This window comes from Pseudomonas indica NBRC 103045 (genome assembly GCF_002091635.1).
GTDB lineage: Bacteria > Pseudomonadota > Gammaproteobacteria > Pseudomonadales > Pseudomonadaceae > Pseudomonas_M > Pseudomonas_M indica.
In genome coordinates this window covers 97,696-122,073 of sequence record NZ_BDAC01000014.1, presented here as the reverse complement: position 1 = coordinate 122,073, position 24,378 = coordinate 97,696, and the positions used below count along the sequence as shown (strand labels likewise).

The 24,378-nt window shown below is 61.1% G+C and carries 23 protein-coding genes and 2 tRNA genes; 4 read left to right on the top strand and 21 right to left on the bottom strand.

Annotated elements, in window-relative coordinates:
* The 3 genes from PIN01S_RS17355 to PIN01S_RS17345 are packed head-to-tail and all read left to right on the top strand — an operon-like array spanning position 1 to position 2,127.
* Positions 1–294, top strand: coding sequence for a DUF2845 domain-containing protein (locus PIN01S_RS17355; RefSeq protein WP_084337248.1), 294 nt, complete (start codon positions 1–3; stop codon positions 292–294).
* A gap of 57 nt (positions 295–351) precedes the next feature.
* Positions 352–654, top strand: coding sequence for a DUF2845 domain-containing protein (locus tag PIN01S_RS17350; protein ID WP_084337246.1), 303 nt, complete (start codon positions 352–354; stop codon positions 652–654).
* Positions 655–675: 21 nt separating this feature from the next.
* Positions 676–2,127, top strand: coding sequence for a rhomboid family intramembrane serine protease (locus PIN01S_RS17345; RefSeq protein WP_084337244.1), 1,452 nt, complete (start codon positions 676–678; stop codon positions 2,125–2,127).
* 128 nt (positions 2,128–2,255) lie between these two features.
* Here PIN01S_RS17345 and PIN01S_RS17340 read toward each other — a convergent pair whose 3' ends face one another.
* The 18 genes from PIN01S_RS17340 to rlmE form a co-directional block, all read right to left on the bottom strand.
* Positions 2,256–2,453 carry a CsbD family protein gene (locus PIN01S_RS17340; RefSeq protein WP_084337242.1) on the bottom strand — a complete coding sequence of 66 codons (198 nt, stop codon included), beginning with the start codon at positions 2,451–2,453 and terminating at the stop codon, positions 2,256–2,258.
* Positions 2,454–2,497: 44 nt separating this feature from the next.
* Positions 2,498–2,872: a BON domain-containing protein gene (locus PIN01S_RS17335; protein ID WP_084337240.1), complete on the bottom strand. Its 375-nt coding sequence runs from the start codon at positions 2,870–2,872 to the stop codon at positions 2,498–2,500.
* A 203-nt stretch (positions 2,873–3,075) separates the two neighbouring features.
* The gene (locus PIN01S_RS17330; RefSeq protein ID WP_084337238.1) at positions 3,076–4,491 is read right to left on the bottom strand and encodes a DUF4013 domain-containing protein; all 1,416 of its coding nucleotides are present in this window, start codon (positions 4,489–4,491) and stop codon (positions 3,076–3,078) included.
* A 151-nt stretch (positions 4,492–4,642) separates the two neighbouring features.
* Positions 4,643–6,751: a polyribonucleotide nucleotidyltransferase gene (gene pnp, locus PIN01S_RS17325; RefSeq protein WP_084337236.1), complete on the bottom strand. Its 2,109-nt coding sequence runs from the start codon at positions 6,749–6,751 to the stop codon at positions 4,643–4,645.
* 170 nt (positions 6,752–6,921) lie between these two features.
* A complete protein-coding gene (gene rpsO, locus PIN01S_RS17320) occupies positions 6,922–7,191 on the bottom strand; it encodes a 30S ribosomal protein S15 (RefSeq protein WP_011914369.1) in 270 nt (89 codons plus the stop codon).
* A gap of 126 nt (positions 7,192–7,317) precedes the next feature.
* Positions 7,318–8,235, bottom strand: a complete 918-nt coding sequence (gene truB / locus PIN01S_RS17315; protein ID WP_084337234.1) for a tRNA pseudouridine(55) synthase TruB — start codon at positions 8,233–8,235, stop codon at positions 7,318–7,320.
* A 3-nt stretch (positions 8,236–8,238) separates the two neighbouring features.
* Positions 8,239–8,625, bottom strand: a complete 387-nt coding sequence (rbfA, locus tag PIN01S_RS17310; RefSeq protein ID WP_084337232.1) for a 30S ribosome-binding factor RbfA — start codon at positions 8,623–8,625, stop codon at positions 8,239–8,241.
* Positions 8,626–8,750: 125 nt separating this feature from the next.
* Entirely contained in the window at positions 8,751–11,264 is a 2,514-nt protein-coding gene (gene infB / locus PIN01S_RS17305) for a translation initiation factor IF-2 (protein ID WP_084337230.1), read from the bottom strand.
* 27 nt (positions 11,265–11,291) lie between these two features.
* Entirely contained in the window at positions 11,292–12,773 is a 1,482-nt protein-coding gene (gene nusA / locus PIN01S_RS17300; protein ID WP_084337228.1) for a transcription termination factor NusA, read from the bottom strand.
* Between the two features lie 47 nt (positions 12,774–12,820).
* Positions 12,821–13,279, bottom strand: coding sequence for a ribosome maturation factor RimP (gene rimP / locus PIN01S_RS17295; protein WP_084337226.1), 459 nt, complete (start codon positions 13,277–13,279; stop codon positions 12,821–12,823).
* Between the two features lie 130 nt (positions 13,280–13,409).
* Positions 13,410–13,486 (bottom strand) — tRNA-Met (locus PIN01S_RS17290).
* A gap of 95 nt (positions 13,487–13,581) precedes the next feature.
* Positions 13,582–13,667: transfer RNA gene (locus PIN01S_RS17285), tRNA-Leu, on the bottom strand.
* An 8-nt stretch (positions 13,668–13,675) separates the two neighbouring features.
* Complete coding sequence (gene secG, locus PIN01S_RS17280; RefSeq protein ID WP_084337224.1) at positions 13,676–14,059, bottom strand: preprotein translocase subunit SecG; 384 nt, start codon at positions 14,057–14,059, stop codon at positions 13,676–13,678.
* A gap of 4 nt (positions 14,060–14,063) precedes the next feature.
* Positions 14,064–14,819: a triose-phosphate isomerase gene (gene tpiA / locus PIN01S_RS17275; RefSeq protein ID WP_084337222.1), complete on the bottom strand. Its 756-nt coding sequence runs from the start codon at positions 14,817–14,819 to the stop codon at positions 14,064–14,066.
* A 65-nt stretch (positions 14,820–14,884) separates the two neighbouring features.
* Complete coding sequence (glmM, locus tag PIN01S_RS17270; protein ID WP_084337220.1) at positions 14,885–16,222, bottom strand: phosphoglucosamine mutase; 1,338 nt, start codon at positions 16,220–16,222, stop codon at positions 14,885–14,887.
* Between the two features lie 17 nt (positions 16,223–16,239).
* Positions 16,240–17,091 (bottom strand): dihydropteroate synthase, encoded by an 852-nt coding sequence (gene folP / locus PIN01S_RS17265; protein WP_084337218.1) that lies wholly within the window; start codon positions 17,089–17,091, stop codon positions 16,240–16,242.
* A gap of 9 nt (positions 17,092–17,100) precedes the next feature.
* A complete protein-coding gene (ftsH, locus tag PIN01S_RS17260) occupies positions 17,101–19,014 on the bottom strand; it encodes an ATP-dependent zinc metalloprotease FtsH (protein WP_084337216.1) in 1,914 nt (637 codons plus the stop codon).
* Between the two features lie 187 nt (positions 19,015–19,201).
* Positions 19,202–19,825 carry a 23S rRNA (uridine(2552)-2'-O)-methyltransferase RlmE gene (gene rlmE, locus PIN01S_RS17255; RefSeq protein WP_084337214.1) on the bottom strand — a complete coding sequence of 208 codons (624 nt, stop codon included), beginning with the start codon at positions 19,823–19,825 and terminating at the stop codon, positions 19,202–19,204.
* Positions 19,826–19,911: 86 nt separating this feature from the next.
* On the opposite strand from rlmE, the gene yhbY reads away from it, so the two are divergent.
* Positions 19,912–20,226, top strand: a complete 315-nt coding sequence (gene yhbY / locus PIN01S_RS17250; RefSeq protein ID WP_084337212.1) for a ribosome assembly RNA-binding protein YhbY — start codon at positions 19,912–19,914, stop codon at positions 20,224–20,226.
* Positions 20,227–20,262: 36 nt separating this feature from the next.
* On the opposite strand, the gene PIN01S_RS17245 is transcribed toward yhbY, so the two are convergent.
* From PIN01S_RS17245 to carB, 3 genes are read right to left on the bottom strand one after another with little or no spacing between them, the layout of a single operon-like run.
* Complete coding sequence (locus PIN01S_RS17245) at positions 20,263–20,697, bottom strand: DUF4149 domain-containing protein (protein WP_084337210.1); 435 nt, start codon at positions 20,695–20,697, stop codon at positions 20,263–20,265.
* Complete coding sequence (greA, locus tag PIN01S_RS17240; RefSeq protein WP_084337208.1) at positions 20,675–21,148, bottom strand: transcription elongation factor GreA; 474 nt, start codon at positions 21,146–21,148, stop codon at positions 20,675–20,677. Before greA ends, PIN01S_RS17245 begins: the two co-directional genes overlap by 23 nt.
* Positions 21,145–24,366, bottom strand: a complete 3,222-nt coding sequence (carB, locus tag PIN01S_RS17235) for a carbamoyl-phosphate synthase large subunit (RefSeq protein ID WP_084337206.1) — start codon at positions 24,364–24,366, stop codon at positions 21,145–21,147. The genes greA and carB overlap by 4 nt, the downstream gene beginning before the upstream one ends.
* Positions 24,367–24,378: the final 12 nt, after the last annotated feature.

The following is a 24,378-nucleotide window of genomic DNA, read 5'->3' as shown; positions in this document are numbered from 1 at the left end:
ATGATGCAACGCGCTTTCTTCCTCTGCCTGCTGGTGCTGGTCGCCGCCCCCGCCCAAGCCGAGACCATGCGCTGCGGCAGCAAACTGGTCAGCCTCGGCGACCGGGCTTTCGAAGTACAGCAAAAGTGCGGCGAGCCGGCGCATCGCGATCTGGTCGGCTATACGCTGGGCGAATACGATCGCCGCGAGTTCAAGATGGAAGAATGGGCCTACGGCCCGAACAACGGCATGCTGTACATCCTGACCTTCGAAGGAAACCGCCTGATCCGCATCGAAACCCGGCGCAGCCGCTGACAGTGCGACGGCGCCGGTGTAGGCTGGCGCCCGTCATGCACCGCCAGGGACGCTTTCGTGAACATCCGCTTTTGCCTTCTCGCCCTGCTCCTGTTGGCAGGCAGCGCCCATGCCTCCTCCACGCTGCGCTGCGATAGCAACCTGATCAGCCTTGACGACACCACCAGTGAAGTCCGTAGCAAATGCGGCGAACCGGCCAGTACGGCCTTCCTCGGCTATCGCGAAAAACTCGACGACTACGGCTACCGACAGGAGGTGCCGGTCGAAGAATGGGTCTATGGCCCGCGCAATGGCATGTACCACTACCTGCGCTTCGAGGCCAACCGGCTGGTGAAGATCGACAGCAAGCGCGGCAACTGATCGACCGCACAAGGACGTCCCGTGCTCATCCTCCCCGCAGAACACCCGCTCGACTGGAAGAAACCGCCAGTCATGACCCTGCTGCTGATCCTGCTCAACGTGCTGATCTATTTCGGCTACCAGGGCGGTGACGAGCAGCGCTGGGAAACAGCCATCGAGGCGTATCTCGACGCTGGTCTGCTCAATCGCGAGCGGACCCTTTTTCTCGACGACTTCGGCTCCCGTCGCAAACTGGAAGCGGACGAGCAGCGCGCCCTCGCCGCCATGCGTCGGAGTGACCTCGCCGGCCTGATCCTCAGTGACCTGCAGTTCGAAAACCGCCTGCATCACGAGCCGGCCTACCAAGCCGATACCGACTGGCAGGCCGCACGCCGGAAAGTCGAAGCCGAACGCGACAAAGTCAGCAGCATGCGCTTCGGCTTCATCCCGGCGAAGTTCAGCGTCCAGGGCTTGTTCGGCGCCATGTTCCTGCACGGCAGCTTCGATCACCTGCTGGGTAACATGATCTTCCTGTTCATCTTTGGTTTCGCCCTGGAAATCGCCCTGGGCCGCTGGCTCTACCTCGGCCTTTACCTGCTCAGCGGCGTCGCCTCGCATCTGCTCTGGTGGGTCATGGACCCGGTGTGGGTCACCGGAGTCGGCGCCTCGGGGGCGATCTCCGGGTTGATGGGCATGTACCTCGGCGTCTATGGCCTGCGCCGGATCAACTTCTTCTACTGGCTCGGGCCGATGTTCGGCTACTTCCGCGCACCGGCGCTGTGGATTCTGCCGGTCTGGATGGGCAAGGAGCTGTACGGCCTGCTGCTGGCCGACGACAACGTCAACTACTACGCACACCTCGGCGGCCTGGGAGCTGGCTTCCTGTCGATCTGGCTGCCGCGTCTGGTCGGCCGACTGAAGGTCGACGAAGCCTATCTGCACAAGGAAGACCCCGACGCGCCCTTCAAGCGGGAACTCGCCGCACTGGATCAGGCGATCGGCCGTTTCGCTCTGGAGCAGGCCGCCTCTCGCGGTCTCGATCTGCTGAGCCGCTATCCGGGTCGGCAAGAGCTGTTGGAGAGACTCTATCCGGTTGCCAAGAGTCGGCAGGACGCGGCCCTCATGACCGCCCTACTCAAGCAGGTTTTCGCCTTGCCGCCCGGCACTGGCCTTCCCTTGTTGCAGCGTCTGGGCGACGACAGCCAGGTACCGGAACAGCGCCTGCTACGACATCCTGGCGTGCAGCTTCATCTCCTTCAGGGATTGCTACGGGGCGCCGATGGCCCCCGTGCCCTCGCCGCCTGGCGCCGGCTGTGCCAGCATTCCCGCCATCCGAGCCAGCTCCCACTGCTGACGCTGCAATTGGCCAAGCTGCTGGGCCAGCGCAAAGACCTGCGCGGCATCGCCGAGCTGGGCCAGTTTCTCCGAAGCGTCTATCCCGAAGCCGAACAGACCCGCCAAATCACCCTCTACCAGCAGCATCTGGCCCGTTGAACGACGAAGCCCCGACCTGCGGGGCCGGGGCTTCGCCTGCTTTCCTATCGGAAGACGTAGAACGGACCGGTTGAGGACACCGGCCATGAAACAGCGACCGCAACCTGGTCCGCCCTACTGGAAAGCGCCTACAGGCGGCTACTGAAGTCGCGCAACTCGTCCTGAGCGCGCTCCTTGCTCCAGCCGTAGCGTTCCTGCAGTTTGCCGACCAGATAATCGCTGTGTCCTTCAGCGACATCCAGATCATCGTCGGTGAGATTGCCCCATCGCTCCTTGATGCGGCCCGTCAATTGTTTCCATTTGCCTTGAATGACATCGGCGTTCATGGTTCCTCCTCGTCCTGCGGCAGTTGGCCCTGCCGGGACTCCGGTCAATCGGCGGTCTTCAGGCCATCGGCGGCGACATCGACGACGCCCTTGATGCTCTTGGCCTTCTCGATGGCCAGATCGCGCTCGGCATCGCTGCCGACCACGCCGGACAGGGAAACGACGCCCTGCTTGGTTTCAACCTTGATATCCATACCGCTCAAGCTGCTGTCGGCGATGAACGCAGACTTCACTTTGCTGGTAATCCAGGTATCGGAGACCGCATCTTCGGCCTTTTCGATGGTCTCGTTGGCGGCCAACACGGCCGGCTGAGCGCGAGGCGATTCGTCCGACTGCGCAAACGCGACATGACTCAGCGACAGGCTCAGGGCAGTAGCAGCAACAGTGGCGAAGGCCAATTTGTTGAAAGGCTGTTTCATAACGATCTACTCCTGTTCTCTTTTGGGAATCTGCAGCCGTCCTCCGCTGCAGTCTCAAGGAGTATTTCGCAAGGCACATGCCAACTATGTGCTATAATTTAATCCATTAAAATCAATAAGTTACGCAAGACAAGCGAAAGTGATTCCATGCAGATTGCATGTTGGGTCCCTGGCACACGTGCAAATTGCAAGAAATGCAGAGATCACACCTTGGCGGCTAGACGCGACAAAGTCGCCTCCAGGGCGGCGATGTCTGCTCCCAACGGCGAGTCCGGGTAACGCATGCGGACGAACGCGAGCAGCTTCTGCGCCGGCTCGACTTGCCCGAGCCCTTCGGCAAAGCCACGAGCAGCCAGGAGATAGGCCCTGGGAATGTGCGGATAGTCAGGGAAGCGCTGGTGCAGGTTGCGCAACAGGCTCAGGCCTTCGCGCGTCTTGTGCCGCTCCAGAAGCGCGCCGGCCACCTTCTCGCAGACCAGCGCATCATCCGGCAGATAATCCGGCTTCAACTGGCGCGCGTTGAGCAAAGCGGTTGCGGCCAGCGCCGGGCTCATCCGTGCAGCCTGCGGCAGGTAATGCGCCAAGTGATGCAGACAGCGCTCCCGTGCATTGAGGCCGAACAGCAACTGGTGGTAGCGCTCGTTCAACTTGAGATCGTCCGGGGTCCGCTGTAAGGCTTGGGCGAGGGTTTCCAATGCCTGCGGACTCTGCCCTTCCTTGACCCTGATCTCGGCTTCGGCCAGGGCACGGCGGCGCTGGTACTCCGGGGCCGGAAAGGCCGCCTGTCCGTCCTCATCCGCGATCACGTAACCCAGCGGCCCCTGGTACTGGAAGACCGCATAACCCATCATCGCGCACATCACCACGCCGAAATAACCGAACAGAAAGGCGGCGACAGGTACCAGCACAACCTTGGGCAAGCCATGGGAGAGCATGTAGGTCACCCAGGTCGGCGATTGCCAGAGAATGAATAAGAAGGCGCAGAGAATGAGGTAGCGCCAACCCATGGCCTTGATCACCTGCCCCACCTCATCCGGGCTGAGGGCCGCGCTCAGCGTCTTGTCCAGCGCCAGACGAATGATGCTGGCTGGCATGACCAGCAGAATGCCGATGTTCACCACCCAGAACAGCGCTTCGCTGTTGAAGTCGGCGGCCAGCCAGAGCGCCGCCATGGCGATGAAGAACACTGCCAGTTGCTTGAAGAATAATGAAAAGCCTTCGCCGGTGAACGCCGACAGCAGGTGCGGGGCGGTCTTCTCCGCCTGGCTGCTGGCCTCGATCACACTGTGGAAGTACTTGGTCGCGACACTGAACAAGGCGATCCAGAGCAGAATGATGCTCGGCATGAACAGGCTTGCCAGGGCCAGGATCGCACTGAAAGCCAGCGGGCTGGGCTGACAGCCATACGCAAAGAAACTCGGGATACGCTCCCAGAACGGCTGGGCAGTGTTGGCCGCACCGAGAAAGCTCAGCGGGTCACGGCACAATGGACAGGCCGGCGTTTCTTCCGGCGCGTCTTCGTTCAGCGGGATGCAACAGTCGCCGTAATGACGCTGGCAAGGCACGCAATGCCAAGTCGCGGGTTGTGCCGAATGGTAATGGCAGTGGGTCTTTTCCATGGCCGGTGCTTTTCCTTTCAAGCCTTGAATCTAGCTGGCCGGCCGGGACCGACGTACCGCCGCACGCTCCGAGAGCTGCGACCGCCTATTCTCCAGGCAAAAAAAGAGGGCCTGCAAGGGCCCTCTTTTCTTCGCTGTGAACTCGGACGCGTTAGACGCCCGATGCTTCAGCCGCTGCGACGTCCTTCATCGACAGCTTGATGCGACCGCGGTTGTCCACATCCAGTACCAGGACCTTGACCTCCTGGCCTTCTTGCAGCACGTCGGTGACCTTGTCGATGCGCTGATCGCTGATCTGCGAAATGTGCACCAGGCCGTCCTTGCCGGGCAGGATGTTGACGAAGGCTCCGAAGTCGACGATGCGCTCGACCTTGCCGACGTAGATCTTGCCGATCTCGGCTTCGGCAGTGATGCTGAGCACGCGCTGCTTTGCAGCTTCGGCCGCTTCCTTGGTTTCGCCGAAGATCTTGATCGAACCGTCGTCTTCGATGTCGATCGAAGCCTTGGTCTCTTCGCAGATGGCGCGAATGGTTGCCCCGCCCTTGCCGATCACGTCGCGGATCTTGTCCTGGTCGATCTTCATCGCCAGCATGGTCGGTGCATTGGCCGACAGCTCGCTGCGCGACTGGCCAATGACCTGGTTCATCTGGCCGAGGATGTTCAGGCGCGCTTCCAGGGCCTGGCCCAGGGCGACTTCCATGATCTCTTCGGTGATGCCCTGGATCTTGATGTCCATCTGCAGCGCGGTCACGCCATTCGCGGTACCGGCCACCTTGAAGTCCATGTCGCCCAAGTGATCTTCATCGCCGAGGATGTCGGTCAGTACGGCAAACTTGTCGCCTTCCTTGACCAGACCCATGGCGATACCGGCCACCGGCGCTTTCATCGGCACACCGGCGTCCATCAGGGCCAGGGAAGCGCCACAGACCGAAGCCATGGAGCTGGAACCGTTGGACTCGGTGATTTCCGATACCACGCGGATGGTGTAGGGGAATTCGTCGTCCTTCGGCAGCATGGCCTGTACGCCACGACGGGCCAGGCGGCCGTGGCCGATCTCGCGACGGCCGGCGCTGCCCATGCGACCGCACTCGCCCACCGAGAACGGCGGGAAGTTGTAGTGCAGCATGAAGGCGTCCTTGCGCTCGCCTTCCAGGGTGTCGAGCAGTTGCGCGTCACGGGCGGTGCCGAGGGTAGCCACAACCAAGGCCTGGGTTTCGCCGCGGGTGAACAGCGCCGAACCATGGGTCTTCGGCAGCACGCCGACTTCGATCTTCAGCGGACGCACGGTACGGTTGTCGCGACCGTCGATACGCGGCTTGCCGTTGACGATGTTTTCGCGAACGGTGCGGTATTCCAGCAGGCCGAAAGCCTCCTTGACCTCACCGACCGACGGCTGACCTTCTTCCTCGCCGGCAAAGCGGGCAATGACCTGCTCGCGCAGCTCGTCCAGACGACCGTAACGCTGCTGCTTCAGGGTAATGGTGTAGGCTTCGGAAATGGCCTCGCCGAACTCGGCACGGATGGCATTGAGCAGCGCGGTGTTTTCCACCGGCGGCTGCCAGTCCCAGGCCGGCTTGCCGGCTTCGGCAGCGAATTCCTTGACCGCCTGGATCACGGCCTGGAATTCCTGGTGGGCGAACAGCACGGCGCCGAGCATCTGGTCTTCGGTCAGCTCCTGAGCCTCGGACTCGACCATCAGCACGGCTTCTTCGGTACCGGCCACGACCATGTCCAGGCGGGACGCCTTCAGTTGCTCGTAGGTCGGGTTCAGCAGGTAGCCGGTGCTTTCATGGAAGGCCACGCGGGCAGCGCCGACCGGGCCGTTGAACGGAATACCGGAGATGGCCAGGGCCGCAGAGGTACCGATCATCGAAGCGATGTCCGGATCGGTCTTCTTGCTGGTGGAAACCACGGTGCAGATGACCTGCACTTCGTTCATGAAGCCTTCCGGGAAAAGCGGGCGGATCGGACGGTCGATCAGGCGGGAAGTGAGGGTTTCCTTCTCGGAGGGACGGCCTTCACGCTTGAAGAAGCCGCCGGGAATCTTGCCGGCCGCGTAGGTTTTTTCCTGGTAGTGGACGGACAGCGGGAAGAAGCCCTTGCCCGGGTCCGCGGCCTTGGCGGCCACGACGGTCACCAGCACGGTGATGTCGTCATCGATGGTGACCAGTACGGCGCCGCTGGCCTGACGGGCAATGCGCCCCGTCTCGAGGGTGACGGTCGACTGACCGAACTGGAATTTCTTGGTTACCGGGTTCACGGTGTTTTCCTTCTCTGTTGCCTTTGGGGGAAATCTGTTCTTCACGAATTCGGGGACAGTCCCGGGAGTCGGACCCGCAGCCTGCCCAAACGCACGAGCCGGATAGCAAAAGCTGGAAGCGGGCACTAATCCCGCTTCCAGCTTTGCATTCAGCTTCGAGCAAGCATCGCTTAGCGACGCAGACCCAGGCGACCGATCAGGGCGCTGTAACGAGTGGTGTCCTTACCCTTCAGGTAGTCCAGCAGCTTGCGACGCTGGTTAACCATGCGGATCAGACCACGGCGGGAATGGTGGTCCTTGCCGTTGGCCTTGAAGTGATCCTGCAGCTTGTTGATATTGGCGGTCAGCAGGGCAACCTGCACTTCCGGGGAACCGGTGTCGCCTTCAGCTTGCTTGTACTCGTTAACGATCTGGGCTTTCTCTTCAACGCTCAGTGCCATGATGGGGCTCCTTGAGTGAACAGGCCGGGACGAATCCCGTGTTTAAAAAAGAGGCATGACCGTGCCTGTTGACAGCCACCCTCGTACCGAAGCGCCGATGCCAAGGCGATCGACGCTCCGTCCCGGTCATTCCGACCGAATCAGTCGACGCGGCGCGATACGCCCGTCATCGCTCACTTCACCGATACCGATGAAGCGACCTGTGTGATCCTGAACCCGTACCATGCCGAACTTCGGCGCTTCCGGGGCTCGTACCGGCTGTCCGTGCAGCCAGTAATAGGCGCTGTGCTCGGAAAGCTGCAGCAGCGGCCAATGTTGCAGACCGCTGTCCTCCGGCAGGAGGAAACGATCCAGCGCCTCGGCGCCGCCTTCGGCGTGGGCCTGTTCCAGCGCTTCCAGACTTACCGCCTGGGCCAAGTCGAAAGGCCCGGCCTGGGTGCGTCGCAGCTCGGCGACATGGGCACCGCAACCGAGCAACTGGCCAAGGTCTTCGACCAGTGTGCGGATGTAGGTTCCCTTGCTGCAGGCCACCGACAACCGCGCCTGCGAATTCTCACAGGCCAGCAATTCCAAGCGCGTAATAGTAACAGAACGCGCCTCGCGCTCCACTACCTCGCCGGCACGAGCCAACTTGTAGAGCGGTTGACCGTCGCGCTTGAGGGCAGAGTACATCGGCGGTATCTGCTTGATTTCACCACGGAATCGGGGCAGCAGCGCCTCCAGCTCGGGGCGACCGACGGTCACCTCGCGACGCTCGAGCACTTCGCCCTCCGCATCGCCAGTGGAAGTAATCACGCCGAGCTGCATCAAGGTTTCGTAACCCTTGTCGGCATCCAGCAGGTACTGGGAAAACTTGGTCGCCTCGCCGAAGCAGAGCGGCAATACCCCTGTAGCCAAAGGATCGAGACTGCCGGTGTGACCGGCCTTCTCAGCGTTCAACAACCAGCGCACCTTTTGCAGCGCGGCGTTAGAGGTCAGGCCGCGCGGCTTGTCCAGGACCAGGATACCGCTGACGTTGCGGCGAATACGTTTTACCTGAGCCACGCCTTACTCCTCGTCGCCACCCTGATGCTTGCGGTCTTCGGCGACAGCCCGCTCGATCAACGCCGACAACTCGGCACCACGACGGATGCTGGCGTCGTAATGGAAGTGCAGCTGCGGAACGCTGCGCACCTTCATGGCCTTGCCCAACTGCATGCGCAGAAAGCCGGCGGCCTCGCTAAGAATCTCGAGGTTCTGGGCGATCTGCTCAGGGCTGTCCTTGCCCATCACCGTGATGAACACCTTGGCATGGGACAAATCGCGACTGACGTCCACGGCGGTGATGGTCACCAGGCCGAGACGTGGGTCCTTGATTTCGCGCTGGACCAGAAGCGCCAATTCGCGCTGCATCTGGTCGCCGATGCGCTGGGTACGGCTGAATTCTTTTGCCATATCGAAACTCGCTTCAGGCTGCGGCTATCGAACCGCAGGCTGATCACAGAAACACAAAAAGCGAACGGCAGGTCAGGACATGCGCTTGCACGCCGCCTGACCTGCCGCCTGTGGCTGGTGCGCCGTTAGAGGCTGCGCGCCACCTGGACCTTCTCGAACACTTCGATCTTGTCGCCGACCTTGACGTCGTTGTAGCTCTTCACGCCGATACCGCACTCCATGCCGGCCCGCACTTCGGACACGTCGTCCTTGAAGCGGCGCAGGGATTCCAGTTCGCCCTCGAAGATCACCACGTCGTCGCGCAATACGCGGATCGGACGATTCCGGTGAACGATGCCCTCGACCACCATACAGCCGGCAATGGCGCCGAACTTCGGCGAGCGGAACACATCGCGAACCTCTGCGATACCGAGAATGTTCTCGCGAACGTCGCTGCCGAGCATGCCGGAGAGCGCTTTCTTCACGTCTTCGATGATGTCGTAGATGACGTTGTAGTAGCGCAGATCCAGGCCTTCCTGTTCGACGATCTTGCGCGCACCGGCATCGGCACGCACGTTGAAGCCGAACAGAACCGCGTTGGAGGCCAGCGCCAGGTTGGCGTCGCTCTCGGTGATACCACCGACACCGCCGCCGACCACACGCACCTGAACTTCGTCGTTGCCCAGGTCGGACAGGGCGCCTTGCAGCGCCTCCAGCGAACCGCGCACATCGGCCTTGAGAACGATGTTGAGAGTCTTCTTCTCGTCCTGGCCCATGGTTTCGAAGATGTTCTCCAGCTTCGCCGAATGCTGGCGAGCCAGTTTGACCTCGCGGAATTTCCCCTGACGGAACAACGCCACTTCGCGCGCCTTCTTCTCGTCGGCGACCACGGTCATTTCGTCACCGGCATCCGGAGTGCCATCGAGACCGAGAATCTCGACCGGAATCGACGGACCGGCTTCCTTCACCGGCTTGCCATTCTCGTCGAGCATGGCGCGGACACGGCCGTAGTTGACGCCGACCAGTACCATATCGCCCTGACGCAGGGTACCGTCCTGAACCAGCAAGGTAGCCACCGGGCCACGGCCTTTGTCCAGGCGGGATTCGACCACGACACCACGACCCGGAGCGGTCGGAGTGGCTTTCAGTTCGAGTACCTCGGCCTGCAACAGAACGGCTTCGAGCAGCTCGTCGACACCGGTACCGACCTTGGCCGAAACGGGCACGAACTGGGTATCACCGCCCCACTCTTCCGGAATCACGTCACGGGCGGCCAGATCGTTCTTGATCCGGTCCAGATCCGCTTCCGGCTTGTCGATCTTGTTCACTGCCACGACGATCGGAACACCGGCCGCCTTGGCGTGCTGAACGGCTTCCTCGGTCTGCGGCATCACGCCGTCGTCGGCAGCCACCACCAGAATCACGATGTCGGTCGCCTTCGCACCGCGAGCACGCATGGCGGTGAACGCCGCGTGGCCGGGAGTATCGAGGAAGGTGATCATGCCGCGATCGGTTTCCACGTGGTAGGCACCGATGTGCTGGGTGATACCACCCGCTTCGCCCGCGGCGACCTTGGCACGACGGATATAGTCGAGCAGCGAGGTCTTGCCGTGGTCGACGTGACCCATGACAGTCACCACCGGAGCGCGGGACTGGGCTTCACCCTCAAACTTCAGCGATTCGGCCAACTGCTCTTCGAGCGCGTTGTCGCTGACCAGCTTGACCTTGTGGCCCAGCTCTTCAGCTACCAGTTGCGCAGTTTCCCGGTCGAGCACCTGGTTGATGGTGACCGGCGAACCCATCTTGAACATGAACTTGATGACTTCAGCCGCTTTCACCGCCATCTGCTGAGCCAGCTCTGCAACGGTAATGGTCTCGCCAATGGAAACTTCGCGCACGATGGGTCCTGTCGGGCTCTGGAACCCATGTTGGTTACGCTTCTTCAGCTTGGCCTTGCCGCGACCACCGCCACGACGGCCGAAGCCTTCGGATTCGTCGTCGGCGCTACGCGGCGCCACGCGCGGAGCCGGCGCCTTGTCCTTGAGGGACGGGCGATGCTGGGCATGCTTGCGGTCGCGGCGCTCGTCTTCGTCGCTGCGAGCCGGTTTTTCGACACGGCGCGGCTCTTCCTTCTTGCGCTCTTCGACGACCGGAGCCGGAGCAACGACCGGCGCAACCGGCTCGGCTTCAACCGCCGCACTCACCGGCGCCTTCGCGATTTCTTCTTCGCGGGCCTTCTGGGCCTCTGCCTGGCGTCGAGCCTCTTCTTCAGCCTGGCGCTTGGCCTCTTCCTCGGCCTTCAGACGTGCTGCTTCTTCGGCGGCACGCTGCTCTTCCAACTCGCGTTGCTTCTCGGCCTCGATCTCGGCCGGGCTGCGCTTCACATAGGTCTTCTTCTTGCGTACTTCGACACTGATGGTCTTGCTGCCCGCCACTTTCAGAGTCGTGGTGGTCTTACGCTGCAAAGTGATCTTGCGCGGCTCTTCGAGTCGCTCCCCATGGCTGCTTTTCAGATGAGCCAACAGGGCTTGTTTCTCGTTATCGGTCACTACTTGCTCGGCGCTGGTGTGCGACAGTCCTGCCTCACGCATCTGCTGCAGCAGGCGCTCGACCGGTGTGTCGACCACTTGGGCCAGTTCTTTCACCGTGACTTGCGTCATGCATCTCTCTCCTCAGGCCGTAACTGCTTACTCGAACCAATGGGCTCGGGCGGCCATGATCAGCTTGCCGGCACGTTCTTCATCCATGCCGTCGATCTCGAGCAGGTCGTCGATCGACTGCTCAGCCAGGTCTTCTCGGGTGGCCACGCCACGCATCGCCAATTCCACCGCCAGCTCCTTGTCCATCCCTTCGAGGGCCAGGAGGTCCTCGGCCGGCTGTACATCCGCCAGCTTTTCTTCGGTGGCGATGGCTTTGGTCAGCAGGCGGTCCTTGGCACGGGCGCGCAGCTCATTGACGATGTCCTCGTCGAAGCCATCGATGTTGAGCATTTCTTCCATCGGAACGTAGGCGATCTCTTCCAGGCTGGTGAAACCCTCCTCCACCAGCACCTGGGCCAGCTCCTCGTCGACATCCAGCTCGTCGATGAAGCGCTGCAGGATATCGCCCGTCTCGGCCTGCTGCTTGGCCTGGATGTCCGCCTCGGTCATCACGTTCAGCGTCCAGCCAGTCAGTTGGCTGGCGAGGCGAACGTTCTGACCACCGCGACCGATGGCCTGGGCCAGGTTATCCTCGGCGACCGCGATGTCCATGGCATGGGCATCTTCATCGACGATGATCGCCGCCACTTCAGCCGGAGCCATGGCGTTGATCACGAACTGAGCCGGGTTTTCATCCCACAGCACGATGTCGACGCGCTCGCCACCCAGCTCACCCGAAACAGCCTGAACACGCGAGCCGCGCATACCGATACAGGCACCTTGCGGGTCGATACGCTTGTCCTTGGAGCGGACGGCGATCTTGGCGCGCGAACCCGGATCGCGGGAAGCAGCCATCACTTCGATCAGTTCTTCGGCGATTTCCGGCACTTCGATGCGGAACAGCTCGATCAGCATCTGCGGAGCGGTGCGCGACAGAATCAATTGCGGACCGCGATTCTCGGTACGGATTTCCTTCAGCAGCGCACGCACCCGTGCCCCAACCCGGAAGGTCTCGCGCGGAATGATGTCTTCGCGCGCCAGCAGAGCTTCCGCATTGTTGCCCAGATCGACGATGACATTGTCCCGGGTGACCTTCTTCACGGTACCGGAAATGATATCGCCGAGACGCTCGCGATAAGCCTCGACCACCTGGGCACGCTCGGCTTCGCGGACCTTCTGCACGATGACCTGCTTGGCAGTTTGCGCAGCGATACGGCCGAACTCGATGGACTCGATCTTTTCTTCGATCACATCGCCCAGCTTGGCGCCCGGCTGTTGCTCCTGAGCCTGCTCGACGGTGAGTTCGGCGGCTGGGTTTTCCAACGCCTCCTCGTCGACCACGGTCCAGCGCCGGAACGTCTCGTAGCTGCCAGTGTGACGATTGATCGACACACGCAGGTCAACTTCATCCTCGAAACGCTTCTTGGTCGCCGTGGCCAACGCCAGCTCCAAGGCTTCGAAAATCACACCAGCCGGCACGCCCTTTTCATTGGACACCGACTCAACAACCAGCAGTACTTCTTTGCTCATCGTACGCCTCGCCTTTCGCAATCCATTGGATCCGCGGGATCCGCGTCTCAGTCAAAACGGGGAATGATGTTGGCCTTGTCGATCATGTCGATCGGCAACAGGTATTCGTGGTCATCCACCAGCACCACCACGTCCTGCTCCTCCACACCGCGGAGGAGGCCCTGAAAGTTGCGGCGCCCCTCGAACGGCGAGCGCAACTTGATCTTCACCTGTTCACCGGCATGGGCAGCGTACTGCTCCAGGGTAAACAGCGGCCGGTCCATGCCCGGCGAGGAAACCTCAAGGGTGTATTCGCTACTGATCGGATCCTCGACATCCAGGACACTACTTACCTGGCGGCTGACCTTCTCGCAGTCATCCACCAAAATGCCATTGGCATGATCGATGTAGACCCGCAAAAGCGAATGTCGCCCTTGGGACAGAAATTCGATACCCCAGCATTGGTAACCGAGAGCCTCGACCACCGGGGCCAACAAGGCCTGCAACTGTTCTAGCTTGCTCGACACCTGAACCCCTCGCGCATGCTGTGCAAATAAAAAATGGGCGAAACGCCCATCCGTACAAACCGCTCCCCGGAAGGTGGGCGGTAATTGTCCCAGCTAGCAAAAAGCCCCTTAAAAGGGGCTCTGCTACAACTGGTTGCGGGGGCTGGATTTGAACCAACGACCTTCGGGTTATGAGCCCGACGAGCTACCAGACTGCTCCACCCCGCGTCAAAGCTGGGGCGAAAGTATACGGCCACCCCCATTGCGGGTCAACCGAACCTCCGCCAACAAGAAGGCCCGCGATGCAGCGGGCCTCTTGTTTTTGGTACCGAGGAGGGGACTCGAACCCCTACAGCCTATGGCCACTACCACCTCAAGGTAGCGTGTCTACCAATTCCACCACCTCGGCAAAAACCTTTACTTCTGCTCCGGAGCTTGCGGCACGTCTGCGGAATTATCCGCCGGCTTCTGCTCCTGGAGCACCGGGACGTCATCCGCCGCCGGCTTCTTCTCTTGAACCTCCATGACCGCCGGATCCGGCAGACCTGCACCGCTCAGCGCGTTAGCCTTTTCTTTAGCAAAGAATGCCAAACCCAGGCTGGTCAAGAAAAAAGCGGTGGCGAGTATAGCAGTAAAACGACTCAAAAAGGTAGCGGAACCTTGGCTACCGAAAACGGTAGCAGAAGCACCCGAACCAAAAGAGGCGCCTGCATCAGCCCCCTTCCCCTGCTGCAGCAGAACCAGGGCAACGACACCCAGAGCACCCAGCAGATGAATAACGATAACGACTGTTTCCAGCATCTCTTCAGCTTCCCGCGGCGCAACAGATAGCGCCGAACTCATCCGCATTCAGGGAAGCCCCACCAATGAGCCCCCCATCGATGTCCGGCATGCCGAACAATTCAGCCGCATTGGCCGCTTTTACGCTGCCGCCGTAGAGAATTCTTACAGCCTGCGCCACCTCGGCATCTTCTGCCGCCAGTTGCGCACGTATTGCCGCATGTACCTCTTGAGCCTGCTGCGGAGTTGCGGTCAGCCCGGTCCCGATAGCCCAGACAGGCTCGTAAGCCACAACCGCCCGCTCGAACACAGCAACACCCAACGACTCAATCACACAAGCCAATTGCTGACCGACAATCTCAAGGGTCTTGCCAGCCTCCCGCTGCTCCAGGGTTTCCCCCACACAGAGCATCGGCCGAAGCCCAACGGACTGAGTCGCCGCAAACTTACGGATGACCTGCTCGTCCCGCTCACCGATGATCAGGCGACGCTCGGAGTGGCCAACCAAAACCCATGCACAACCGGCATCCGCCAATTGACTCGCTGCGATTTCACCCGTCAGCGCGCCCTGCCGGGCCTCTTCCGCACAGTTCTGAGCACCGATAGCAATTGAGCTACCTGCCAATGCGTTAAGCGCTTGGTCGATGAACAGAAACGGCGGAAGCACTGCAACCTCGACACCATTTGGCACAGCCAACCGGCGTAGACCATCGAGAAGCTCTGCGACGCTGGCGCGGGTACCGTGCATTTTCCAGTTACCAGCTACCAGGGGGCGACGCATGCTGTACCTCGTCGATCAAAGTGGGCGCAGATGTTACCCAAGAGCAATACAACTAGCAAGCCAAATCAAGCACATACCGAAGAAACGAGTTTCGCCAACTCATCGGCATATCCCCGGACCTGCGTCTCGTCATCACCCTCAACCATGACCCGCACCAACGGCTCCGTCCCGGACTTGCGCAACAGCACCCGCCCCCGACCCGCCATTCGCTCGGTCACTCGCGCGCAGGCCTCCTGAACAGCCGGATGTTCGACCGGGTCCTCTCCCCCACCAAAGCGCACATTGACCAGCACTTGCGGGCACTTACGCAAACCCTGACGCGCCTCGGCGAGCGTCTGCCCCCGGCGCCTGAGTGCCAGGAGCACCTGCAGCGCCGCAATGATGGCGTCTCCCGTAGTCGTGTGCTGGCAGCAGACCAGGTGCCCCGAATTCTCCCCTCCCAACTGCCAGTTTCGAGCGAGCAACTCAGCCATCACGTAGCGATCACCCACCTTGGCGCGGACGAAGGGTATATTCAGCTCCTCCAGCGCCAGCTCGAGCCCCAGGTTGCTCATCAGGGTTCCCACCACACCGCCCTGGAGCTTGCCTCGTTCCATCAGGTCGCGCGCGATCAGGTACAGAAGCTCGTCACCATCCACCACCCCACCGGTATGATCGACCATCAGAACGCGATCCCCGTCGCCATCGAAAGCGATACCGAGATCCGCCTGCTGAGCCACCACTTCAGCCTGCAACGTCTCCATATGGGTGGAGCCGCATTGATCGTTGATGTTGAGCCCGTTGGGCTGTGCCGAAAGCACAGAAACATGAGCCCCAAGCTCGCGGAACACACTGGGGGCGACTTTATAGGTGGCACCATGAGCGCAGTCGATGACCAGTTTCAGCCCAGCGAAATCGGTGCTGCTTGGCACGCTGCTCTTGCAGAACTCGATATAACGGCCGGCAGCGTCATTGATGCGCGATACCTTACCGAGCTGAGCCGACTCGACGACAGTCATCGGCTGGTCCAGCAACGCCTCGATCATCGACTCGACTTCGTCCGGCAGCTTGGTGCCCTGACCAGAGAAGAACTTGATGCCATTATCATGGTGCGGATTATGCGAGGCACTGATGACGATGCCCGCTTCGGCATGGAAGGTCCGGGTCAGGTAGGCGATAGCCGGTGTCGGCATGGGCCCTAGCAGCATCACATCCGCCCCGGCAGCGGACAGACCGGCCTCGAGCGCCGACTCGAACATATACCCGGAAATTCGCGTGTCCTTGCCAATCAGAATGCGGCAGCGGCCTTGCTTGCGGAAAGCCATGCCCGCCGCCCAGCCCAGCTTCAGCATGAAATCCGGTGTGATCGGGAACTGGCCGACATGGCCTCGAATACCATCGGTGCCAAAATATTTTCTGCCCATACGAGGGTCCCTCTTTGTTATTCCGCCGCTTCCACCGCAGCGATCATGCTCACCACATCAACCGTTTCGGCCACATCATGAACGCGCAGGATACGAGCCCCTTTCGCCACCGCCAGGGCGGCGAGGGCCAGGCTGCCATAAAGACGTTCACCTACGTCCTTGCCGAGAACCTGTCCGATCATGCTCTTGCGGGAAACCCCTACCAATAGGGGGCGCCCCAGTTCATGTAAAACCTGCATGCGCTTGAACAGGCAAAGATTGTGGGAAAGATTCTTGGCGAACCCGAACCCCGGATCCAGGATCACTCTCTCGCTGGAAATCCCTGCCGCAGCGCAGGCTTCGATTCTCTCGCGCAAAAAGGCCGCAACCTCTTTGGCAATATCCTCGTATTGAGGATTTTCCTGCATGTTGCCCGGCTCGCCTCGCATATGCATCAGACAGACCGGCAACCCGGTAGCGGCCGCAGCGTCCAGGGCACCCTCGCGACGCAGAGAGCGCACATCATTGATCAACCCGGCGCCCAATCGCGCGCACTCGCGCATTACCGCGGGAGTCGAGGTATCCACGGAGATGATGACATCCAGCTCGGTTGCGATGGCTTCGACGACCGGAGCGACACGTTCCAACTCCTCGACAGGCGACACCGGACGCGCCCCGGGACGCGTGGACTCCCCGCCGACATCCACCAGCGCCGCGCCAGCCTTGACCATCGCCTCGGCATGACGCAATGCGGCGTCGCGTCGATCGAAACGACCGCCATCGGAAAAAGAATCGGGGGTAACGTTGAGAATACCCATCACTTGTGGACGGGATAAATCAAGAACCCGGTTGCCGCAGGGCAACCGGGTCGGGTACAGCGCAGATGTCATTGCGAAACCTTAATGTTCGCCGGCAGGTCCGCCAATGGGGGCTTCCGGGCGGTCAGTTTCTTCACGGGGGGTCGGCGTACCGGACGTGCCTGAACCACCCTGCCAGTCACGCGGCTCGCGCGGCGGACGGCCAGCCATGATGTCGTCGATCTGCTCGGAGTCGATGGTTTCGTATTTCATCAATGCCTCGGCCATCAGGTCCAGCTTGTCGCGATTCTCCACCAGCAACTGCTTGGCAGTGCCGTAGCACTGATCGATGATGCTGCGCACTTCCTGATCGATCAGCTTGGCCGTTTCCGCGGAGACATTGGTGTGCTGGCTACCAGCACTACGCCCCAGGAACACTTCGCCCTCTTCTTCCGCATACATCAGCGGACCGAGCTTTTCCGACAAGCCCCATTTGGTCACCATGTTCCGCGCCAACTGGGTGGCTCGCATGATGTCATTGGAAGCCCCGGTAGTAACGCCTTCGAAGCCCAGCGTCATTTCTTCGGCGATACGGCCACCGAACAGTGAGCAGATCTGGCTGATCAAGGCACGCTTCGACAGGCTGTAACGATCCTCCTCCGGAAGGAACATGGTCACACCCAGTGCACGTCCCCGAGGAATGATCGAAACCTTATAGACGGGATCGTGCTCGGGAACCAGGCGCCCCACGATGGCATGGCCGGCCTCGTGGTAAGCCGTGTTCAGCTTCTCTTTTTCGGACATCACCATGGATTTGCGCTCGGCGCCCATCATGATCTTGTCCTTGGCCAGCTCGAACTCACGCATATCGACAATGCGCTTGTTGGCACGAGCGGCGAACAGAGACGCTTCGTTGACCAGGTTGGCCAGGTCGGCACCAGAGAAACCCGGGGTACCGCGCGCGATGACAGCCGGGTTGACGTTCTCGCCCACCGGCACCTTGCGCATGTGCACTTTCAGAATCTGCTCGCGGCCGCGGATATCCGGCAGCCCCACCACGACCTGGCGGTCGAAACGACCGGGACGCAGGAGCGCCGGGTCGAGTACATCGGGACGGTTGGTGGCGGCGATGACGATGATGCCGTCATTCATCTCGAAGCCGTCCATTTCCACCAGCAACTGGTTGAGGGTCTGTTCACGCTCATCATGACCACCGCCCAGGCCGGCGCCACGATGACGACCAACGGCGTCGATCTCGTCGATGAAGATGATGCAGGGTGCGTGCTTTTTCGCCTGCTCGAACATGTCGCGCACACGAGAGGCACCGACACCGACGAACATCTCGACGAAGTCCGAACCGGAAATGGTGAAGAACGGCACCTTGGCTTCACCCGCGATAGCCTTGGCCAGCAGCGTCTTACCGGTACCGGGCGGACCGACCATCAGCACGCCGCGGGGAATCCGACCTCCCAGGCGCTGGAATTTACCGGGATCGCGAAGGAACTCTACCAGTTCGCTGACTTCTTCCTTGGCCTCGTCGCACCCGGCGACGTCCGCAAAAGTCGTCTTGACCTGATCTTCGGACAACAAGCGCGCCTTGCTCTTGCCGAAGCTCATCGGGCCGCCCTTGCCGCCTGCTCCGCCTTGCATCTGCCGCATGAAGAACATGAACACGGCGATAATCACGAGAATCGGGAAACTCGCGACCAGAAGCTGCGTCCAGATGCTCTGTTGCTCGGGCTGCTTGCCTTCGATGATCACGTTGTTATCGATCAGATCGCCGATCAGACCGCCATCCTGAATCGCGGGCCGGATGGTCTTGAAACTGTCGCCATCGGTGCGCTTGCCGGTAATGACATAGCCATCGACCGTCACACGCTCCACCTTGCCTTCTTTGACCTGCTCGATGAATTCCGAGTAATTCAGCGTCTGCGGTTCGCTCGGGCTGGAGAAGTTGTTCATCACCGTCACCAGGACTGCCGCAATGATCAGCCACAGGATCAGGTTCTTTGCCATATCGTTCAATTAGCTACCCTCTGAAGCAGGCCGGCCCGTAACCGCCCCCGCATGACGACTGGTTCATCAACCAGCCTAACTTACTACACATCCTGCATCGCCGGCAGGCATCGTCTGTAACCCTTTATGAACCCTTCGATATAACGGCTCTATTATTCAGACCGAAGGTAGCCACTATCCGTTGCACTCACGCGCCGCGATAACCTCGAGCCAGAAGATACTGCTCCCTGGAGCGGTCACGCGACGACAGCGGTTTGCGCATCTGCACCTTCTCGAACATCTCGCGAACCTGCTTGTGATAAAGGTCGAAACCCTCTCCCTGGAAAATCTTGATCAGAAAATCACCGCCAGGACGCAAGACCCGGCCAGCCAGGTCCAGCGCGAGTTCGCACAGGTACATGGCTCTCGGCTGATCAGCAGCCCTTACACCACTCATATTGGGGGCCATATCGGAAATCACAAGGTCCACCGGGCCATCCCCGATGGCTTCCAGGATGCGCGCAAAGACTGCATCCTCGGTGAAATCGCCCTGGATGAAGGTGACATCCGGAATGCTGTCCATCTCCAGGATGTCCGAAGCGATCAACCGCCCGCGATCCCCGATCACCCGGCTGGTTACCTGGGACCAACCGCCCGGAGCAGCCCCCAGATCGACCACGGTCATGCCGGGACGCAGAATCCGGTCCTTCTCCTGGATTTCCAGCAGTTTGTAGCTGGCACGCGAACGGTAGCCGTCCTTTTGCGCCATTTTGACGTAGGGGTCGTCGAAGTGTTCTTTCAGCCAGCGCTGGCTAGTCTTGGAACGGGCCACGGTTACCTCGTGTTTGGCTGGGCGCTCCCGGATCGCTCGGGTAAACTACGCCGCTTTTTCATACGATCAGACGCAGGGGTCAGATTATGGCGCTCACTCAAGAGCAGAAGAAACAATTCAAATCTATCGGCCACCACCTGAAACCGGTATTGATCGTGGCCGAAAACGGTTTGACCGAGGGCGTACTGGCCGAACTCGACCGGGCGCTGAACGATCACGAACTGATCAAGGTGCAGTTCCGGCTGACCGAGCGCGAGGATCGCCGGGCGCTCATCGACGAACTGTGCGAAGCCGGCAGCTGCGAACTGGTCCAGGTCATCGGCAAGATGGCGCTGGTCTATCGCAAGAATCCTAAGCCGAATCGCAACTTGTCCAACATTCACCGCTACGCCGGCATCTGATTCGCTTTGCCGCCAGCTCGGCTCCGCCGGGCTGGTTCAGCGACCGCCGTCCTGCCCGGGAACCGGCTGCAGAACCAGCATCAGGCCGCAGAATGCGAGCACCAGATAATTGAAGGTCAGCCAGAAAGTCGCAGTCGATTGCCCTTCGCGCACGCCGAAATAGACGATCGCCATCAGTATGACGGTCAACAGCAGTTGCCCGCGCATGTCCCGCCAGAGCGACGAGAGTCGCTCCGCCTGAATCAGCACCAGCGCCTGGAGCATTGCGCAGAATGCCGCGAATCCCACCATCAGCGGACTGAGTGCCGAGGCGACATCCTCGATCAACAGCGGCGCCAGACCGACCTTGCCCAACGCAGGCAACACCACGAAATGCAGCAGCCAGAGACCGCCGACCCAGAACGTCTGGGCCAGCTGCCAACTGATGCTGCCTGCTCGCGAGGGGCGCTTAAAGATGGCGGACTTCGACAATCTCGTACTCGACCACACCGCTCGGCGTCTTCACCGTGACCACGTCACCCTCTTCCTTGCCGACCAAGGCGCGGGCGATGGGTGAACTGACCGACAACTTGCCGGCCTTGATGTCCGCCTCGTCGTCACCGACGATCTGGTAGGTCACCGTCTCGTCGGTTTCGCAGTTGGCGATATCGACGGTAGTGCCGAAGATAACCTTGCCGGTGTGCGGAATGCTGGTCACATCGATGATATGAGCATTCGACAACTTGGCCTCGATATCGCGGATACGTGCCTCGGCCAACCCCTGCTGCTCACGGGCAGCATGGTATTCGGCGTTTTCCTTGAGATCGCCCAGCTCTCGCGCCTCGGCGATGGCCTGGCTGATCTTCGGCCGCTCGGCCTTCAGGACTTTCAGTTCTTCTTCCAGGGCACGAGCGCCCTGGACAGTCATGGGGAATTTACTCATGCCTCGATTCCTGCATGGAGATCCTGCAACCGGCGCACTGTCCGCTCGGGGCCGAACTTGAGCGCCTCACAGATCGCCTGACCAGCGGCAATGGTGGTGGTGCAGTAGATCTTGTGCTGCAGGGCGTTGCGACGAATGGAATAGGAGTCGGCGATCGACTGCCGGCCTTCGGTGGTGTTGATGATCAGGGTGACTTCGTCGTTCTTGATCATATCGACCACGTGCGGACGGCCTTCGGTGACCTTGTTCACCCGGCGTACGGGCAGACCTGCAGCTTCGATCACCTTGGCGGTGCCGGCGGTAGCGACCACTTCGAAGCCCAGGCTGATCAGCTCCTGCGCCACACCGACGACGAATGGCTTGTCGTCCTCACGCACGCTGATGAATGCAGTCCCCGAGTTCGGCAGGATCTCGCTGGCGCCCAGTTGCGCCTTGGCGAAGGCTTCACCGAAGCTGTCGCCCACGCCCATCACCTCACCAGTGGATTTCATCTCTGGGCCGAGGATAGGGTCAACGCCAGGGAACTTGGCGAAGGGGAACACCGCCTCCTTGACGCTGAAGAATGGCGGGATGATTTCCTTGGTGAAACCGACTTCCGCGAGAGTCTTGCCAGCCATGACGCGAGCGGCAACCTTGGCCAGCGATTCGCCGATGCACTTGGAGACGAACGGCACGGTACGCGAAGCGCGCGGGTTCACCTCGATCACGTAGATGTCCTCGCCCTGCACGGCCATCTGCACGTTCATCAGGCCAACCACGCCGAGCTCCAGGGCCATCTTCTTGACCTGCTCGCGGATTTCGTCCTGGATGTGCTTGGGCAGCGAGTACGGCGGCAGCGAGCAGGCGGAGTCGCCGGAGTGCACGCCGGCCTGTTCGATGTGCTGCATGATCGCGCCGATAACCACGGTCTCGCCGTCGCATACCGCGTCCACGTCCACTTCGATGGCGCAGTTGAGGAAGTGGTCGAGCAGCACCGGGCTGTCGTTCGACACCTTCACCGCCTCACGCATGTAGCGCTTGAGTTCTTCTTCCTGGTAGACGATTTCCATCGCCCGGCCGCCCAACACGTAGGAGGGACGCACCACCAGCGGATAACCGATCTGCTTGGAGTGGGCCAGGGCCTCGTCCTCGCTGCGCGCGGTGGCGTTGGCCGGCTGACGCAGGTTGAGTCGCTGAACCATCTGCTGGAAGCGCTCGCGATCTTCAGCGCGGTCGATGGCATCCGGACTGGTGCCGATGATCGGCACGCCCGCCTCTTCCAGGGCACGGCACAGTTTCAGCGGGGTCTGGCCGCCGTACTGCACGATCACACCCTTGGGCTGCTCGACGCGAACGATCTCCAGTACGTCCTCCAGGGTCACCGGCTCGAAGTACAGACGGTCGGAAGTGTCGTAGTCGGTGGAGACGGTTTCCGGGTTGCAGTTGACCATGATGGTCTCGTAACCGTCTTCGCGCATGGCCAGCGCGGCGTGCACGCAGCAGTAGTCGAACTCGATGCCTTGGCCGATGCGGTTCGGGCCGCCACCGAGGATCATGATCTTGTCGCGACCGGACGGATTGGCCTCGCACTCTTCCTCGTAGGTCGAGTACATATAGGCGGTGTCGGTAGCGAATTCGGCGGCGCAGGTATCCACGCGCTTGTACACCGGCAACACCTTCAGCTTGTGGCGATGGTTGCGCAGGTTCTTTTCGGTGACGCCGAGCAGCTTGGCCAGGCGCGCGTCGGAGAAGCCCTTGCGCTTGAGCTTGCGCATCAGCTCAGCATCGATGCCGGACAGACCGAGGGTCTGGACCTTCTCCTCATCCTTGACCAGGTCCTCGATCTGCACCAAGAACCAGGGGTCGATCTTGGTCAGGGCGAACACGTCCTCGATGCTCTTGCCGGCACGGAAGGCATCGGCCACATACCAGATGCGCTCGGCGCCCGGCACGGTCAGTTCGCGACGCAGGGTGCTCTCGGCTTCAGGATCGTTCAGGTCGAGTTTCGGGTCGAAACCGGCGACGCCGACTTCCAGACCACGCAGGGCTTTCTGCACGGACTCCTGGAAGGTGCGACCGATGGCCATGACCTCGCCCACGGACTTCATCTGGGTGGTCAGGCGGGCATCGGCCTTTGGGAATTTCTCGAAGGCGAAGCGCGGGACCTTGGTCACCACGTAGTCGATGGCCGGCTCGAAGGAGGCCGGAGTGCGACCGCCAGTGATGTCGTTCTGCAACTCGTCGAGGGTGTAGCCGACCGCCAGCTTGGCAGCGATCTTGGCGATCGGGAAGCCGGTCGCCTTGGAGGCCAGTGCCGAGGAACGCGACACGCGCGGGTTCATCTCGATCACGACCATGCGACCGGTGTCCGGGCAGATACCGAACTGCACGTTGGAACCGCCGGTTTCCACACCGATCTCGCGCAGCACCGCCAGGGAGGCGTTGCGCATGATCTGGTATTCCTTGTCGGTCAAGGTCTGCGCCGGGGCAACGGTGATGGAGTCACCGGTGTGCACGCCCATCGGGTCGAAGTTCTCGATGGAGCAAACGATGATGCAATTGTCCTTCTTGTCGCGGACAACCTCCATCTCGTATTCCTTCCAACCGATCAGCGATTCGTCGATCAGCAGTTCGTTGGTCGGCGACAGGTCCAGACCGCGAGCGCAGATTTCCTCGAACTCTTCGCGGTTGTAGGCGATACCACCGCCGGTGCCCCCCATGGTGAACGAGGGACGGATGATGCAGGGGAAGCCAACCTTCTCGAGGACGCCGTAGGCCTCCTCCATGCTGTGGGCAATACCCGAACGCGGGCATTCGAGTCCGATGGATTTCATGGCCTTGTCGAAGCGCGAGCGGTCTTCCGCCTTATCGATGGTATCGGCGTTGGCGCCAATCATTTCCACGCCGAACTTTTCCAGCACGCCGTGGCGCTCGAGGTCCAGGGCGCAGTTGAGCGCAGTCTGGCCACCCATGGTCGGCAGCAGGGCATCGGGGCGCTCCTTCTCGATGATCTTGGCCACGGTGGCCCACTTGATCGGTTCGATGTAGGTGGCGTCGGCCATGGCCGGGTCGGTCATGATGGTGGCCGGGTTGGAGTTCACCAGGATGACGCGGAAACCTTCTTCCTTCAGCGCCTTGCAAGCCTGGGCGCCGGAGTAGTCGAACTCGCAGGCCTGACCGATGACGATGGGACCGGCACCGAGGATCAGGATGCTTTTGATATCTGTACGTTTTGGCATGTGTCTTACTCG

Bases quoted from the DNA above. Each gene is read 5' to 3' on its own strand.
- PIN01S_RS17355 (WP_084337248.1), top strand. From the start codon at position 1: ATGATGCAACGCGCTTTCTTCCTCTGCCTGCTGGTGCTGGTCGCCGCC.
- PIN01S_RS17340 (WP_084337242.1), bottom strand. From the start codon at position 2,453: ATGAACGCCGATGTCATTCAAGGCAAATGGAAACAATTGACGGGCCGC.
- PIN01S_RS17335 (WP_084337240.1), bottom strand. From the start codon at position 2,872: ATGAAACAGCCTTTCAACAAATTGGCCTTCGCCACTGTTGCTGCTACT.
- PIN01S_RS17330 (WP_084337238.1), bottom strand. From the start codon at position 4,491: ATGGAAAAGACCCACTGCCATTACCATTCGGCACAACCCGCGACTTGG.
- rpsO (WP_011914369.1), bottom strand. From the start codon at position 7,191: ATGGCACTGAGCGTTGAAGAGAAAGCCCAGATCGTTAACGAGTACAAG.
- rbfA (WP_084337232.1), bottom strand. From the start codon at position 8,625: ATGGCAAAAGAATTCAGCCGTACCCAGCGCATCGGCGACCAGATGCAG.
- infB (WP_084337230.1), bottom strand. From the start codon at position 11,264: ATGACGCAAGTCACGGTGAAAGAACTGGCCCAAGTGGTCGACACACCG.
- nusA (WP_084337228.1), bottom strand. From the start codon at position 12,773: ATGAGCAAAGAAGTACTGCTGGTTGTTGAGTCGGTGTCCAATGAAAAG.
- secG (WP_084337224.1), bottom strand. From the start codon at position 14,059: ATGCTGGAAACAGTCGTTATCGTTATTCATCTGCTGGGTGCTCTGGGT.
- tpiA (WP_084337222.1), bottom strand. From the start codon at position 14,819: ATGCGTCGCCCCCTGGTAGCTGGTAACTGGAAAATGCACGGTACCCGC.
- glmM (WP_084337220.1), bottom strand. From the start codon at position 16,222: ATGGGCAGAAAATATTTTGGCACCGATGGTATTCGAGGCCATGTCGGC.
- folP (WP_084337218.1), bottom strand. From the start codon at position 17,091: ATGACATCTGCGCTGTACCCGACCCGGTTGCCCTGCGGCAACCGGGTT.
- ftsH (WP_084337216.1), bottom strand. From the start codon at position 19,014: ATGGCAAAGAACCTGATCCTGTGGCTGATCATTGCGGCAGTCCTGGTG.
- yhbY (WP_084337212.1), top strand. From the start codon at position 19,912: ATGGCGCTCACTCAAGAGCAGAAGAAACAATTCAAATCTATCGGCCAC.
- greA (WP_084337208.1), bottom strand. From the start codon at position 21,148: ATGAGTAAATTCCCCATGACTGTCCAGGGCGCTCGTGCCCTGGAAGAA.
- carB (WP_084337206.1), bottom strand. From the start codon at position 24,366: ATGCCAAAACGTACAGATATCAAAAGCATCCTGATCCTCGGTGCCGGT.